Here is a 14,111-nt window from a genome sequence, read left to right as displayed (position 1 = left end):
TACCCGAATAAAATCTGCCAAAAATACGAAAATCTAGCTGCCCAAATGGTGGTTTTTTTAACATTTTTGAGATTATGAAGGAGATAATTTTTTTGGTTGGGTAAATTGCGATAAATAAACTGATTTCGGCGAAATAAATACTGTTCATGCTTCACACCTCAAAGCAAGCCTCACTTAAAAAATACAATACTTTTGGAATAGAGGCAGTTGCTGAAAATCTTATAGAAGTTTCTAATAATCAGAATGTTAAAGAAGCAATGAGAGTCTCTGAAGAGCTAGGTGTTTCTCCTTTGATTTTAGGAGGAGGTTCGAATGTTTTGTTTACAAAACAATCTTATCCTCTGGTTATTATTAATAAACTCATTGGGATAGAAAAACAAAAGGAAGATGAGCATTTTGTTTGGATAAAATCAGGTGCGGGTGTGGTTTGGCATGATCTGGTTTTACATTGTATTGATCAGAGCTGGGGTGGAGTCGAAAATTTATCATTAATTCCAGGTACTGTTGGTGCGGCACCAATGCAAAATATAGGTGCGTATGGGGTAGAAATCAAGGAGGTGTTTGAGTCCTTAGAAGCAATCAATAAAAGTACGTTACAAGAAAAGGTATTTAGCAATCAGGAATGCCGGTTTGGCTATCGAGAAAGTATTTTTAAAAAAGAGGTTAAAGGAGAATATTTCATTACCTCCGTGACTTTGAAATTGACAAAAAAACATAAGCTGAATATAAGCTACGGCGCGATCAGTAAAGTGCTCAATAGCCAGGCTATAGAAACCCCGACTATTAAGCAGGTAAGCGAAGCCGTAATTCAGATTAGAGAATCTAAATTGCCGAACCCAACTAAAATTGGCAATGCCGGTAGTTTCTTTAAAAATCCCGTGATTAGCAATGATCAATTTTTAGAGTTAAAAAACGAATACCCTAATATGCCCAGTTATGATCAACCTAATGGAAAGGTAAAGGTGCCAGCCGGATGGTTGATTGAACAATGTGGTTGGAAGGGTTTTCGTGAAGGAGATATTGGGGTGCACAAAAACCAGGCACTAGTCCTGGTGAATTACGGCAATGGAACAGGTGCCGATATAAAGAACCTGGCATTCAGAATCAAAGATTCTGTAAAAGAGAAATTCAATATTGAGATTACACCAGAAGTAAATATCATTTGATGCTTTTTGGAAGCATTAGAGATTTGTATTATGCTTAAAATTTTAAAAATGACGCTACTGACTATTCTAGCAGCATTGTTTGCTGTTATTATTCTTGTAATGGTTTTTTTCAAAACTGCGCCTCAAATAGGAGGACAAGCTTCCGGAATGCGACATGATGAAATGGAAAAGTCCCCTCAGTATCGTGAAGGGAAATTTTATAATTCGGTTGAAACTGATACGGATTTTTCATTTGCGAAGACAGTCAAAGTCATGTATCAAATGGTTACCAATACTCAAGGTCGAGAGCCTGAAGAAAAGATTGAGACCTTTGCATTTGATGCTAAGCAGTGGGTTGCTAGGAACGAAGATGAAATTTTATTGAGTTGGTTTGGTCATTCTTCAGTTTTGATCAAAATAGATGGAAAGACTATTTTGGCTGATCCAGTTTTTGGAGAACGCGCTTCTATGTTTTCATTCATGGGGCCAAAGAAATTTGACTACAGTCATCATATGGACGTGAATCAATTGCCTGACGTAGATCTTGTAATAATTTCGCACGACCACTATGATCATTTAGATTATCCTACTATCACGCAATTAAAGGAAAAGGTAAAACTGTTTTATGTTCCACTAGGAGTGGCTTCTCACTTAGAAAGCTGGGGAGTCCCTACTGAAAACATAATGACATTTGACTGGTGGGATGAGCAGCTCCTCGATGGTAATATTAAATTGACATTCACGCCAACAAGGCATTTTTCGGGTAGAGGGTTGACGGATAATTTTACTACCCTATGGGGTTCTTGGGTGATAGAAGGGAGTAGTCAAAAAATGTATTTTAGTGGTGATTCGGGCTACTTTCCGGGATTCAAGGAAATAGGAGAAAAGTTTGGAGGGTTTGATTTAGCGCTTATTGAATGTGGTGCATACAACAAGGAAAGCTGGCCGGATATTCATATGCTACCGGAACAATCGGTGCAAGCTGCTTTGGATGTAAAAGCTAGAGTTGCCATGCCTATTCACTGGGGTAAGTTTAATTTGGCTCTACACCAATGGAAAGACCCTGTTCAACGGTTCATTAACGAGGCAATTAATAAAAGCTTAAGTACTCATACGCCAGTTGTAGGGGCTGTCATGATGGTTCCATCCGAAACTAAGGCTGAAGCATGGTGGAACGAATATAAATAAGCACCTATTGCCATAGCATTAAGGGAAATAGTAGCATGCAGATATCTAAATAGACAAGATAGTTCTGTTTTGTTCTTTTTTTGAGTAATTTCTAATCTGATGAATTACATGACTATGCTATGAGGTTTGACATTCTGAGTTTGAGTGTTGTTTTTGTTTTTTTCCTTTTCGCTTGTGATATAAGTGCTGCTCCTCAGTCTAATAGTTTGACTAGGGCGGATTCGTGTGCGCAAGTTCTAAACTTCGATTGTGCTATAGAATTGTATGAAGAAGCACTATTATTCCAAGATAGAGATAGTAGTCTCAATGACTTTCTTAAAATTCACAATCTGATTGGCGATATCTATTATAAGCAAGGCTATTTCACCAAGGCCAATAGAAGTTATCAACTGGTGCTAAAGTATGGACAACAATACAAGGAAGAAAAGGAGATAGCCAAGGCTCTGATGGGACAATCACATGTCTTGTGGAGATATGGCGATAATGTCAATTCTATTCAAAATATCCTCAAGAGTATTGGCCTATTCCGATCACTTAAAGATACGGCCAATTTAGTGAGTGCATCAAACATATTAGGTGGAATCTATGTAAGTACTGGAGAGCTAGAAAAGGCCGAAGAGATTTATGAAGAAACCTTGAGTATAGCCATTGCCGGAAAAGATTCAATAGGAATGGCAAGTTCATACGAGTATATAGGGGTCATTCGCTCATTCAATAAACAATACACTGAAGCTATCAAATTTTACCTCAAGTCTCTATCCATTAATCTAAAGATAGGCAATGAATTAGATGCTGGAATTACCAATGCAAACATTGGAGAGGCCTATCTCAATCTAGCCGATTATAAAATAGCACTAGAATACCTTTCGGTGGCTGAAGAAATTCTAACACGGCATAATTTCAACTCAGGACTAATTTTCGTCAATTATTGTGCAGGTGAGTGTTATATGCGATTGGGACAATTCATTAGAGCGCATCAACGGTTTGATCGGAGTTTGGAACTTATTGAACTCACGGGTGAGTCGCGAGAACAATCCACAGTACTGGAGTTAAAGGCAGAGTGTTTTGAGCTAGAAGGTAAGTTTAAGAGTGCCTACCAAGTGCAAAAGGAATATACGGTGGCCAAAGATTCATTGAACGTTTCCAATCAAAACGAACAGCTCATGCAAATTATGGGACAGTATGAATTCGAAAAAAAGGAGCAGGAGAATTTGTTTTTGCAACAAGAAAATGAATTGAAGGAGAAGGAAATTGAATCTAAGCAAGCTCAAATTAGATTACAATATGCTATCGGAGCCATCCTACTTGTTTTTCTCATAATTGTAATTTTCTTATTCGCTAAACTTTATAAAAACAAAAAGTTGCTGGATGAGGCCAATCAGACGAAAAACAAACTGTTTGCTTTTATAGCCCACGACATTAAAGCTCCATTAGGCAATTTGCAAATGCTAGTACACATGCTAGATGATGGGTTTGCTCAAAATAAAGTGGAGCAGTCCAAGGTGCTTTCAGAGTTAAATAATTGTGCCTATTCGGTTGTTCAATTGACCGATGATCTAATTTCCTGGTCAGTAGCACAACAAGATGGTTTAGATTTTCAACCCGAAAATCTGGTGCTTGGTGAATTGGTTAAAGACGCTTTGGAGCTATTCAAACCACAAATTGACTTCAAGAAAATAAGTGTAGAGAATGAGATTCAACCCTATTTGGAAGTTTATGTAGATAAGAAAGCGTTTTTGTCCATCATGAGAAATGTTATTTCCAATGCCATTAAATTCTCTGAAACTGGAGGAGAAATAGCACTGAGCGCGAAGGAAGTGATGGATAAAAAAAGTGGCCGAGCAATGATTGAATTAAGGTGTAAGGATGAGGGAGTTGGGATGTCAAAGAAAAAGGCCGAACAATTAGTTAAATCAAATCGAATTGAAACTACTCGAGGAACGGCGAATGAAAAAGGAACTGGTTTGGGACTAAACTTGATTAAGGAATTTGTTCAGAAGTCAGAAGGTCACATCAAGATTAAGAGTAAAGAAAGTGTTGGAACCAGATTTTCAGTGTTTTTGCCAGTTGCTATTGAGTGATTCTCAATAAACTATTTGAATCAATCTTGTAAAACATTACTTACAAAAGTCGACTTCAGCATCATCCATAGCAGGAAGAAAACAATGGCCCATTTCAGATAGATAGGATAGAAGTCTGTGGTATCCCGAAATCTATTTTCTTTAATTTCAGCTTTTTCGTATTTGTCAATTAGAGCGAATACATTTTCCAAGGCTTTGTTATCTGATACTCGATAGAATTGACCATTTCCTATGTCGGCGATTTTTCTAAGTGTAGTTTCATCAAGTGTATTTTCAACATACCGAGTTCTACCAAAAAAATCTTTACCGAAAGGAACTTTACCTTCTTTTCCAATGGCAATTGTATAAATTTTGATGTTGTAAGCACTAGCTAATTCCGCAGCAGTAATTGGGTCAATATTACCAGCAGTATTGTCTCCATCACTTAGCAAGATCATTACTTTAGATTTGGATTCAGATTCACGCATTCTGTTAGTGGCTACCGCCAGTGAGCTGCCTATGGCGGTACCTCCTTTTTCGATTAGATCAAAGGATATACCATCGATGTATTCTCCTAGCAGATCATAGTCTGAAGTGAGTGGTGATCGAGAATATGCTTCTCCAGAAAATACCACCAAGCCAATTCTGTCTTGAAACCTTCCGGCGATGAACTTCCGCGCCACATCTTTGGCAGCTTCCAGTCGGTTTGGCTTAAAGTCTTCGATCTGCATGGACTCCGAAATATCAACCACTAGCATAATGTCAATTCCTTCAGTCCATTGTTCCACTTTTTCATTAGTCTTCTGTGGTCTGGCTAAGGCAACAATTATTAACGAGACGAATATCAGAAAGACCAAGCTAGGGATATGTCTGAGCAACGAAGAGGGGCTCCATTTGATATCCTTTTTGATCAGAGCAATGGCAAGATTCTTTTTTTTGCTTAGGCTCCAAAGCCACCAGATCAATACAAAAAATGGAAGGAGTCCAAATAGAATAAACGCTACAGGGTTCTCCCACTGAAAGTTTTCAAATGATGACCATTTGAACCAATCCAACGAATACCAAGGTTTCTGCATTTTTATTGAGCGTTCTGCTTATTTGGATGTTTTTACAATTTCATTCGTGATGTCTTTGCCACCACGAAAATTTACGTATAAAGAATGGGGAGTAAAGATCAAACCCCACGGAAACCCCCACCAGCCAAAAAGGAAACTAATTAGGCTAAAAATCAACCCCTGCTTGATGCCATTCTCAGATCCTTTAAGAAAGTATACCTTACTGCTACGTTTAAATGTCATGACCAATATCGATATAGTGTAGTAATAAATAACAAACCTGCCGCCATTACTCGTTTCTATATACAAGTCCCTAGGGGTCATGCCGAAGTTGCTTAGCGATGTGTTTTTTATTTTACGTTCTTCATCTCGGCTTTTCTTTTTTATTATTGGTTCAGCTTTTTCAATCGATACTTTTTTTTGAGCCTCGCGATATCTCTCCAAAGTAAAATCCTCTAAAGCCTCAAAGTTTTTATGCATTTCTTCGTCTCCAATCGCTCCATAAATGGAACGGTCAATAGTCTGAAGCACAGTTTTTAGTTCTTTTTCAAAACCAACTTTTAATATTTCCTTGGAGGTGTATTTTGTGAAAGGACGGTCTTCTATCTTTTCCATATACTTCTTCCAGGTAACAAGAATTTGTTCAATCAATTCAGCGTTCGTCTCACTTTGTTTGATTCTAATGATTCCGCGTTCAAACTCCAGGGAGAATTTTTCATAAGCCTTCCGCATTCGGTACAGCTTGATTTTTTTTCGAATTGCATTTCCAAAAAGAAAATAGGTTCCGATCAGAAGTAGCAACAGAACTCCCAATCCAATCATCAAATAGGGGTAATTGATAGCGTAGTCAACGGCCTGGTAAGTCACGTTTTCCTTGAATTTTAACGAATCAGGCATCATTGTCACCAGCTCCTTTAAAAAAACTGAGTCAGGGTTGGCTAAGATGACCGTGCTATCATTGCCATTTAAAAGATAGACTGGTAGTTGTAGCTTTTGTATTAAATCTACTTCGAAAGAAGCTATTGTGTATACAGCACTGTCAAAGGCATGGGTGCTATCGATACGTGTAGGAAAGTAATTTTTCGCATAGTATTCAAAAGGCTCGAAATTGTAAGTCGAGTCTGGAAATACCAATTGCCAATCCAAAGGATACCTTACAGAAAGCGAGTATTGCACTTCTTCGCCAACCATTACGCTATCCTTCAGAAATTTACCAAAAGGAGAAATCTCCTGAGCATAACTGAATGAAAATACTAAGCTGAATAATATTCCTGCCGCAATTCTTTTATCCACTTTTCCTCATTTTATTTCTGACTTTGAACAATCGGATGAGTTTTGGTACATAATCCTCATCAGTGCGGATATTGGTGTAGTTGGCCTGATTTCTTAAACAAAATTTCTCAAGTTCCTTCTGTCGATCGCCATAGGTCTGATCCAATAATTTCCTAAAAGCACCCGACGAGGTGTTTTTCCAGACCGTTTTTCCACTTTCCTGATCATGCAACGGCACAATACCCAAATTTGGAAATGTGGTTTCTCTTTTGTCTGATACCTGAATAACCACCAAGTCGTGCGCCCTTGCTAGAGCCTTCAGATCGTGTTCATAGTTTTCGTCTACAAAATCCGATATGAGAATAACTACACTTTTTCGCTTAAGTAAGTTTAAGGTGAAATGTATACCCTTGGCCAAATCGGTTTGCTTAGATTTTGGTTCTAGGTTGAATACATTCGAGACGATGTTAAAGGAATGTTTTAGCCCTTTTCCAGGTTTTACGTATTTCTCTTTTTGATCAGAGAAACAGATAAGACCTACCTGGCTATTTTCTTTAATCGCGGAGATAGAGAGGAGTGCGCAGATTTCCTTTCCAATGTCTAATTTTTGTTGTCCTTTCTTTCCAATATTCTGAGAAGCACTTACATCAAGAATGAAAAATACGTTTTGCTCTTTTTCTTCTTTAAAGGTCTTTACAAAAGTACCATGTCCTTTCGCAGAAACATTCCAGTCGATAGATCGTACATCATCACCATATTGGTAGGACCGTACATCGTCAAACTCCAGTCCAGATCCTTTGAAAATAGAATGAAAATCGCCTTGCATCTGGGAGTTTATAGCCTTCCGGATCCTTATCTCGTATTTTCTAAGCTTCTTGAGGATGTCCTTCATTCATTGTACTTTTGAGGCGCTAAAATTAAGCCATTACTTAATACTTTGGGTTTGTGAAAAAATATTTTTTGTTAATAAATGTTATCGTAGGATTCAGTTGTAATCAGTCGGTTAAAAAACAAGAGGTGATACCTCCAGCGAAGATGACCGAGTTATTGATTGATATTCATATTTTGGAGGCCAGGGTTGATAAGCTTCGTCTGACCAATGATTCTGCATTTGCCATATACAACACGCTAGAGCAGGAGATTTTTGAACAAAATGAGGTAACAAAGTCCGAGTATGAACGAAGCTATCAGCACTACCTATCCTACCCTAAGGAATTAGATCAAATTTATGCTGTTGTAGTTGATAGCCTAAATGTGATCCAAAAAAGAGGTTATAAAGAAGAAACTGAATTGGCCAAGGTGACTGACTTTAAACCAAGTTTAGACTCTATGGCTGTAAATAATAAGAGGATGATACCTGCTGCTATCTCCAGAGATTCGGTATTTAAAAAATAGAAATTGAATTATTACCCCAAAGATATTGAGGTCAAATTAGGTTTTGACAAAGTAAGACAGTTGGTAAAGGATCGCTGTTTGAGTACGCTGGGAGAGGACTTTGTGGATCGTTTGACTTTGTCAACAAATACTCCGAAAATAAATGAGTGGATGGATCAAACAAGGGAGTTTATTCAAATTCTCACCAGCGGTTCATCATTTCCGCAAGCTAATTACACAGACATATCCCCAGCTTTAAAGCGATCGGAAGTGCCAGGCAGTTTCCTGGATGAAGCGGATTTTTTTGAAGTAAAACTCGTACTTGAAACACTGCTAAAAATGCTCAAATTTTTTGAAGAGCATCAAGAGGACTTTCCCGTTCTTTCGGCTAGAGTAGAGCATATTGAGTTAGATGATTCGTTGTATTTGGCTCTAAACAAAAAAATAGATGAGAAAGGCCAACTAAGGGACGATGCCAGTCAAGAGTTAATGTCCATTAGAAGTGCCATCTCCAAGAGCCAGGTACGTGCCAGAACTGCAGTCAATAAGATATTGAAGGAAGCCAATAAGCACGGTTACTGTCCAGAAGCACCAGCTTTAACAATCCGAGAAGGTCGAATGGTAATTCCTGTATTGGCAGAGCACAAACGTCACATCAAGGGCTTTGTACATGATGAATCTGCTACTGGGCAAACGGTATTTTTGGAGCCGGCTGAAGCATTAGAAATCAACAATGAAATCAGAGAGCTGAGATATGCAGAACGACGAGAGATCGTTCGGATATTGACTGTGCTAACTGATGAGCTTCGAGACAATTTACCTGAAGTCCGTAATGGAATCAAAATACTGGGAGTGATGGATTTCATTCGGGCCAAGGCGAAGTTTGGGATAGACTTTAATTGTACCTGTCCGGAGTTGTCCAAACAACAAAAAATCAATTGGCAATTGGCTCGTCATCCAATATTGGAAGCCGCACTAAAGGAGCAAAAAAAGAAAATCGTACCACTAAACCTTGCTTTGTCCAGAGAGAAACGAATCATGTTGATCTCGGGTCCAAATGCAGGCGGTAAATCTGTTTGTATCAAAACCGTTGGTTTGTTGCAATATATGGCTCAATGTGGAATTCCGGTTTCAGTCTCTGAAAGCTCAGAGTTTGGGACTTTTTCTTCGGTTTTCATTGATATAGGTGATGAACAATCTATAGAAAATGACTTGAGTACCTATAGTTCGCACCTAACGAACATGAAACATTTTTTAGAGCAGTCAACTAGAAATACTCTTTTTCTCATTGATGAATTTGGTACAGGTACAGAACCTCAATTTGGAGGAGCGATTGCCGAGGTGGTGCTGTTAGAATTGAATAAAGCGCAAGCTTTTGGTGCGATTACCACCCATTATGGGAATTTAAAGAAAGTAGCAGACAAAGAGAAGGGTATCGTGAATGCTGCAATGAAGTTCGATGTCAAGAGGCTGGAGCCGATGTATGAACTTGAAATCGGCAAGCCAGGTAGCTCGTTTGCTTTGGAAATTGCTGGAAAGATTGGGTTGAACCCTGAGATGCTCAACCGAGCTAAGAAAAAAGCCGGGATATCACATGTGCAATTTGACAGACTGCTTAGTGAACTGGAATCTGAAAAAAATCAGATAGCCAAGGACAAAAAAGCATTGGATGCTAAAAACAAGCGACTGACCGATGCCATTAAAGATTATGATGATCTAAAGAAGTATTTGGAAAAGGAAAAAACAAAGGTGCTGAAAGATGCCAAAGCCGAGGCGGCCAGGGTTATTGAGTCTTCAAACAAAAAAGTAGAAGCTACAATCAAAGCCATCAAAGAATCCAAAGCTGATAAAAAACGGACTGCTCAAGCCCGTGAGGCACTCAAAGACCATGCTGCCAAGGTGATAAAAACCAAAGAGAAAATTGAGCCTCAAAAAGTGGCAGACACCAGCCCGATTGAAGTAGGTGATAAAGTGCAGTTGAAATCTGGTGCTGTGGGCGAGGTTGAAAGTATCAAAGGTAAGCAAGTGGAGTTGTTGCTGGGTGGGTTGAAATCCAGGGCCAAGTTGAATGATCTTGTGAAGATTTCTTCGAAAGAATTCAAGAAATCAACCGAAAAACGAGTACAGCAAATGACGGGCATCAACTTGAATGATAAAATGGCTAGCTTCAGTGCTACCTTGGACATTCGGGGTGTGAGAGCTGAAGAGGCCATAGGAAAGGTCGAATATTATATAGATGAAGCCCTTTTATTGGGGCATGCCGAGGTCAAAATTTTGCACGGAAAAGGTCACGGTATCTTAAGAGAACTAGTGAGAAATGTATTGCGTGAAAATCACAAGGTTATTAGTGCCAAAGACGAGCATGTAGAGCATGGCGGTGCTGGTATTACTGTAGTTACTTTGGAGAACTGATGAGTATAGCCACTTATTCGCGCCAGCAGCTAGCTCTTCGAAACGGCCAGGATCGTGACGAAATCTGGGTGGCATACAAAGGTAAAATCTATGATGTTACTAAATCACGCTTGTGGCGTGAAGGCAAACACTACGAACATTGGGCAGGGCAGGACCTGACTCCAGAACTGGCTGATGCTCCTCATACAGAAAAAGTATTTGATAAGTTCGAGGTGATTGGTATTTTAGGCTAATTACTCCTTTCGGCGAAGCACATATTCAAAGGTCTTTGGCCAGTATCCATCAGGATCTGTAGATAGGCGGTTGTATTCAGTGCCTCGAATTTCAAGTCCATCTTCAGATAGTATCCATTCTACTTTTTCTTCAGCTGGAATACCACCGCGAGCAATAAAAGTGTCATAGCCATTAAAAGTTCGCGTTTCTTCATTGTAGGAAAGAGGGTAATCTACTCTTCCTGGCCAATTGTCATACAGATACAATACCTGAAAGCTGTCCTTGCGAACATGATAATTCACTAATTCTAATAACTCACGAGAAGTGCCATCTGCTTGAGTCCAAGTAGATTGAATCTCAACATAGGTTTCTTTGAGCATTTTTTTTCCAACAGCACGGATACTTTCGAATCTACTTTCCTTACTAGTATCTCTTGGATAATAAGCTGTGGCCTCACCTGTCCACTCTCCCACGAAAGCATGTAGAATAGGTAGCGGTTCGAATTTTTTTGACTCTTGCTGTGCAAATGCAGAACAGCAAGCGAATATTAATAGGATGAGCGTTTTAGTGATTTTGATTTCCATAATGTTATTTGTTCTGCAATTAGGATTGTAATACACAAATCATAGTAATTAGTTTGCTGATTGCAAGTGAAACACTGGTATTGCTAACCAATAACCACTCCAAGACGGCAAACAACAATTTCTCAATACTCTGAAAGAAGCATGTCTATAACGCTCAACAAAATGAATAGGATAGGGCAGAGGTTTTAAAAATTGTTCAATTATTGACGACAAGCTCAACGAATCTTCTAGAATTTGTTATTTTCGAATCTGGTGTACAAATAATGGTGCATCAATCTTTATGAACGGTATGATTCTAATTGCAGAAAGTGGCTCCACCAAAACGGAATGGAGGATCATTGATTCCAAACAAAATGTATTTCACGCTCGCTCAGGCGGAATCAATCCATATTATTTGGATGCTGCGGGTATATTAGAGGTCATGCGTATGGGACTCATCGAGTATATCGATGCCCCATTTAATGAGGTGTACTTTTACGGGGCGGGATGTTCGTCAGCTAGAAATAAGCAGACTATCAGAGATTGTTTTATGCAGTTGTTTCCTAATGCTAAAATCGAAATCAATCATGACATGCTGGCTGCTGCCAGATCTCTATGTGGTATTGAAGAGGGGATAGCATGTATTTTAGGAACAGGTTCTAACTCATGCTTGTATGATGGTATTGGAATCATTGAAAATGTTAGATCGCTGGGATACATCCTGGGAGATGAGGGTAGCGGCAATTACCTAGGTAAACAGTTTTTAAAGCATTATTTTAAAAAGGAGTTGCCTGAAGATATCCATACCCAATTCGATGACGAGTTTGGTTTGGATGCACCAGATATTTTAAACAATATCTACCATCATCACATGCCCATTTTGTATTTGTCTAGCTTTTCTAAGTTCATTCACAAGCATCTCAAAGACCCGATGATTTATCAAATGGTGTATGATGCCTTCAAAAGATTCTTAGAGCTGAACGTGATGAAATACACAAATTTCAAGAACATTCCTGTCCACTTTACGGGCTCAGTGGCCTTTTTCTATGAGAATATATTGAGAAAGGTAGGTATCGACCTTGGTATCAATATTAAAGATATAGTGGTAGGTCCAATCGATGGTTTGACTCAATATCACCAACCAAAGAAATAAGAGTCTTCAATACCTCCATTCCTCTTCTTCAAGAGGGAGTTTTTGCGGAATTCATTCCGTGATCTGTTAGCGAAAACAGCTGCTACTATAGTGACGGCTATAGCAATTCTTACCTTAAGAACGTAACACAAGTCATTCCCCCTTAGAAAAAGGTGGCTAGGGGGATTTGATAAAGGTATTATCGCTTACATCAAATAATAAAAATAAAATTCTCTTCTCTTTCACAAACGATTGCCTCAATTTTGAAGAATGAGCAGTACCACGGAATCCCCTTCTAATTACAATGACCTACAGCATATGTCGATTTCTGAATTGTTGACCAATATCAACAAAGAAGATCAAACAGTGCCTATAGCTGTAGAAAAAGTCATTCCAGCCATTGAGGAGTTGGTGGCTCAAATTGTAAAGAAAATGTCGACAGGTGGTCGGTTGTTTTATATCGGTGCCGGAACCAGCGGTCGACTGGGTGTGGTAGACGCCTCAGAGATACCACCTACCTACGGGTTGCCTCACGGTCATGTGGTAGGGGTAATAGCAGGCGGTGATGGAGCTATACGAAAGTCGGTAGAGAATGCCGAAGATGATCCCGCTCAGGCCTGGGACGATCTATTAGAATTCAATATTTCCGAGAAGGATGTGCTGATCGGCATTGCAGCCTCTGGCCGCACGCCATATGTGATAGGTGGATTGAAGAAAGGCAATGAGGAGGGTTTAGTGACGGGGTGTATCACTTGCAACCAAGGAAGTAAGCTGGCCGAAACGGCACAGTTTCCTATCGAAGTGGTAGTAGGACCTGAATTTGTCACCGGCAGTACGCGCATGAAAGCAGGCACCGTTCAAAAATTGGTACTCAACATGATCTCGACAACTGTTATGATCCGCTTGGGTCATGTGCAAGGAAACAAAATGGTGGACATGCAACTCAGTAATGAAAAATTGGTGGATCGGGCAGTTCGCATGGTCATGGAAGAAACAGGCCTAAGTCGTGAAAAGGCTGAAGAGTTGGTTTGTTCTCAGGGCTCAGTACGAAAGGCGATTGATTATCATAAAAACGGCGATGCATAACATTGAGCCCTACAGCGGTTGGTTAAAGTATTACGATTCGGCCAGTGATGCCTTGTCGCCTTTTCATGGCAAGGAGTACAACTACGATCTGTATTCGGAAACGATCTATGGCTATTACATCGATCCGGGTTGGGATTATCTGGGTTCGGAAACCCTGTATGTCAAGGTGCTTTTCGTCGACTATGAGCTCGGCTATGCCGTGCTAGAGTTTATCGGGGAGTGGAATGATGCCGTGAATAACGACATCATGCACCTTAAAAGAAATATTATAGACGAGTTTCAACTGGAGGGCATCAATAAATACATTCTCATAGGAGAAAATGTGCTCAATTTCCACGGTTCGGACGATAGCTACTACGAAGAGTGGCTGGAGGACGTAGAGGATGGCTGGATTGTTGGTATGGGTTTCCGAGACTTCGTGATCGAAGAAATGAACAATTACAACGTAGATGGCTACATCAACTTCGGCGGCCCACTAGAAATTACCAACTGGCGTACACTGAAGCCGCTCACACTCTGTCAGCGAGTGGATGAATTGGTGATGAGGAGGTTGGGGATGTGACCTAACCAAATTGCATATGAATATATTGAAGGGTGTGGAAAGGTAGGGC

The 14,111-nt window shown here is 39.6% G+C and carries 13 protein-coding genes; 9 read left to right on the top strand and 4 right to left on the bottom strand.

What is annotated here, in order from left to right; translation table 11 throughout:
* Nucleotides 1-146: 146 nt before the first annotated feature.
* The 3 genes from murB (at nucleotide 147) to ACO6S2_RS16110 (ending at nucleotide 4,414) form a co-directional block, all read left to right on the top strand.
* Nucleotides 147-1,166 carry a UDP-N-acetylmuramate dehydrogenase gene (gene murB / locus ACO6S2_RS16120; RefSeq protein ID WP_422359591.1) on the top strand — a complete coding sequence of 340 codons (1,020 nt, stop codon included), beginning with the start codon at nucleotides 147-149 and terminating at the stop codon, nucleotides 1,164-1,166.
* Between the two features lie 30 nt (nucleotides 1,167-1,196).
* Nucleotides 1,197-2,333 carry an MBL fold metallo-hydrolase gene (locus ACO6S2_RS16115; protein ID WP_422359590.1) on the top strand — a complete coding sequence of 379 codons (1,137 nt, stop codon included), beginning with the start codon at nucleotides 1,197-1,199 and terminating at the stop codon, nucleotides 2,331-2,333.
* A 119-nt stretch (nucleotides 2,334-2,452) separates the two neighbouring features.
* A complete protein-coding gene (locus ACO6S2_RS16110) occupies nucleotides 2,453-4,414 on the top strand; it encodes a tetratricopeptide repeat-containing sensor histidine kinase (RefSeq protein ID WP_422359589.1) in 1,962 nt (653 codons plus the stop codon).
* Nucleotides 4,415-4,434: 20 nt separating this feature from the next.
* On the opposite strand, the gene ACO6S2_RS16105 is transcribed toward ACO6S2_RS16110, so the two are convergent.
* The 3 genes from ACO6S2_RS16105 to ACO6S2_RS16095 are packed head-to-tail and all read right to left on the bottom strand — an operon-like array spanning nucleotide 4,435 to nucleotide 7,612.
* Complete coding sequence (locus ACO6S2_RS16105) at nucleotides 4,435-5,469, bottom strand: vWA domain-containing protein (RefSeq protein ID WP_422359588.1); 1,035 nt, start codon at nucleotides 5,467-5,469, stop codon at nucleotides 4,435-4,437.
* An 18-nt stretch (nucleotides 5,470-5,487) separates the two neighbouring features.
* Nucleotides 5,488-6,741, bottom strand: a complete 1,254-nt coding sequence (locus ACO6S2_RS16100; RefSeq protein WP_422359587.1) for a hypothetical protein — start codon at nucleotides 6,739-6,741, stop codon at nucleotides 5,488-5,490.
* Nucleotides 6,734-7,612 (bottom strand): DUF58 domain-containing protein, encoded by an 879-nt coding sequence (locus ACO6S2_RS16095; RefSeq protein ID WP_422359586.1) that lies wholly within the window; start codon nucleotides 7,610-7,612, stop codon nucleotides 6,734-6,736. Before ACO6S2_RS16095 ends, ACO6S2_RS16100 begins: the two co-directional genes overlap by 8 nt.
* Nucleotides 7,613-7,665: 53 nt before the next feature.
* On the opposite strand from ACO6S2_RS16095, the gene ACO6S2_RS16090 reads away from it, so the two are divergent.
* From ACO6S2_RS16090 to ACO6S2_RS16080, 3 genes are read left to right on the top strand one after another with little or no spacing between them, the layout of a single operon-like run.
* Entirely contained in the window at nucleotides 7,666-8,115 is a 450-nt protein-coding gene (locus ACO6S2_RS16090) for a DUF4296 domain-containing protein (RefSeq protein WP_422359585.1), read from the top strand.
* A gap of 3 nt (nucleotides 8,116-8,118) precedes the next feature.
* Entirely contained in the window at nucleotides 8,119-10,506 is a 2,388-nt protein-coding gene (locus ACO6S2_RS16085; RefSeq protein ID WP_422359584.1) for an endonuclease MutS2, read from the top strand.
* Nucleotides 10,506-10,739: a cytochrome b5 domain-containing protein gene (locus tag ACO6S2_RS16080; RefSeq protein WP_422359583.1), complete on the top strand. Its 234-nt coding sequence runs from the start codon at nucleotides 10,506-10,508 to the stop codon at nucleotides 10,737-10,739. Before ACO6S2_RS16085 ends, ACO6S2_RS16080 begins: the two co-directional genes overlap by 1 nt.
* On the opposite strand, the gene ACO6S2_RS16075 is transcribed toward ACO6S2_RS16080, so the two are convergent.
* Nucleotides 10,740-11,303, bottom strand: coding sequence for a hypothetical protein (locus tag ACO6S2_RS16075; RefSeq protein WP_422359582.1), 564 nt, complete (start codon nucleotides 11,301-11,303; stop codon nucleotides 10,740-10,742).
* 289 nt (nucleotides 11,304-11,592) lie between these two features.
* Here ACO6S2_RS16075 and ACO6S2_RS16070 point away from each other — a divergent pair, with 289 nt between their 5' ends.
* From ACO6S2_RS16070 to ACO6S2_RS16060, 3 genes are all read left to right on the top strand, one after another.
* Nucleotides 11,593-12,435 (top strand): N-acetylglucosamine kinase, encoded by an 843-nt coding sequence (locus tag ACO6S2_RS16070; protein ID WP_422359581.1) that lies wholly within the window; start codon nucleotides 11,593-11,595, stop codon nucleotides 12,433-12,435.
* 249 nt (nucleotides 12,436-12,684) lie between these two features.
* Nucleotides 12,685-13,500, top strand: coding sequence for an N-acetylmuramic acid 6-phosphate etherase (murQ, locus tag ACO6S2_RS16065; protein ID WP_422359580.1), 816 nt, complete (start codon nucleotides 12,685-12,687; stop codon nucleotides 13,498-13,500).
* A complete protein-coding gene (locus ACO6S2_RS16060) occupies nucleotides 13,493-14,062 on the top strand; it encodes a hypothetical protein (protein WP_422359579.1) in 570 nt (189 codons plus the stop codon). Before murQ ends, ACO6S2_RS16060 begins: the two co-directional genes overlap by 8 nt.
* Nucleotides 14,063-14,111 lie beyond the last annotated feature (49 nt).

The sequence above is a fragment of the Reichenbachiella sp. genome (assembly GCF_965233835.1).
In the GTDB taxonomy this organism is placed as follows: domain Bacteria; phylum Bacteroidota; class Bacteroidia; order Cytophagales; family Cyclobacteriaceae; genus Reichenbachiella.
Note: the sequence above shows the minus strand (reverse complement) of the source record. Positions and strands in the feature narration are given on the sequence as shown.

Bases quoted from the DNA above. Each gene is read 5' to 3' on its own strand.
- murQ (WP_422359580.1), top strand. From the start codon at position 12,685: ATGAGCAGTACCACGGAATCCCCTTCTAATTACAATGACCTACAGCAT.
- ACO6S2_RS16105 (WP_422359588.1), bottom strand. From the start codon at position 5,469: ATGCAGAAACCTTGGTATTCGTTGGATTGGTTCAAATGGTCATCATTT.
- ACO6S2_RS16060 (WP_422359579.1), top strand. From the start codon at position 13,493: ATGCATAACATTGAGCCCTACAGCGGTTGGTTAAAGTATTACGATTCG.
- murB (WP_422359591.1), top strand. From the start codon at position 147: ATGCTTCACACCTCAAAGCAAGCCTCACTTAAAAAATACAATACTTTT.
- ACO6S2_RS16095 (WP_422359586.1), bottom strand. From the start codon at position 7,612: ATGAAGGACATCCTCAAGAAGCTTAGAAAATACGAGATAAGGATCCGG.
- ACO6S2_RS16075 (WP_422359582.1), bottom strand. From the start codon at position 11,303: ATGGAAATCAAAATCACTAAAACGCTCATCCTATTAATATTCGCTTGC.
- ACO6S2_RS16115 (WP_422359590.1), top strand. From the start codon at position 1,197: ATGCTTAAAATTTTAAAAATGACGCTACTGACTATTCTAGCAGCATTG.
- ACO6S2_RS16110 (WP_422359589.1), top strand. From the start codon at position 2,453: ATGAGGTTTGACATTCTGAGTTTGAGTGTTGTTTTTGTTTTTTTCCTT.
- ACO6S2_RS16070 (WP_422359581.1), top strand. From the start codon at position 11,593: ATGATTCTAATTGCAGAAAGTGGCTCCACCAAAACGGAATGGAGGATC.
- ACO6S2_RS16080 (WP_422359583.1), top strand. From the start codon at position 10,506: ATGAGTATAGCCACTTATTCGCGCCAGCAGCTAGCTCTTCGAAACGGC.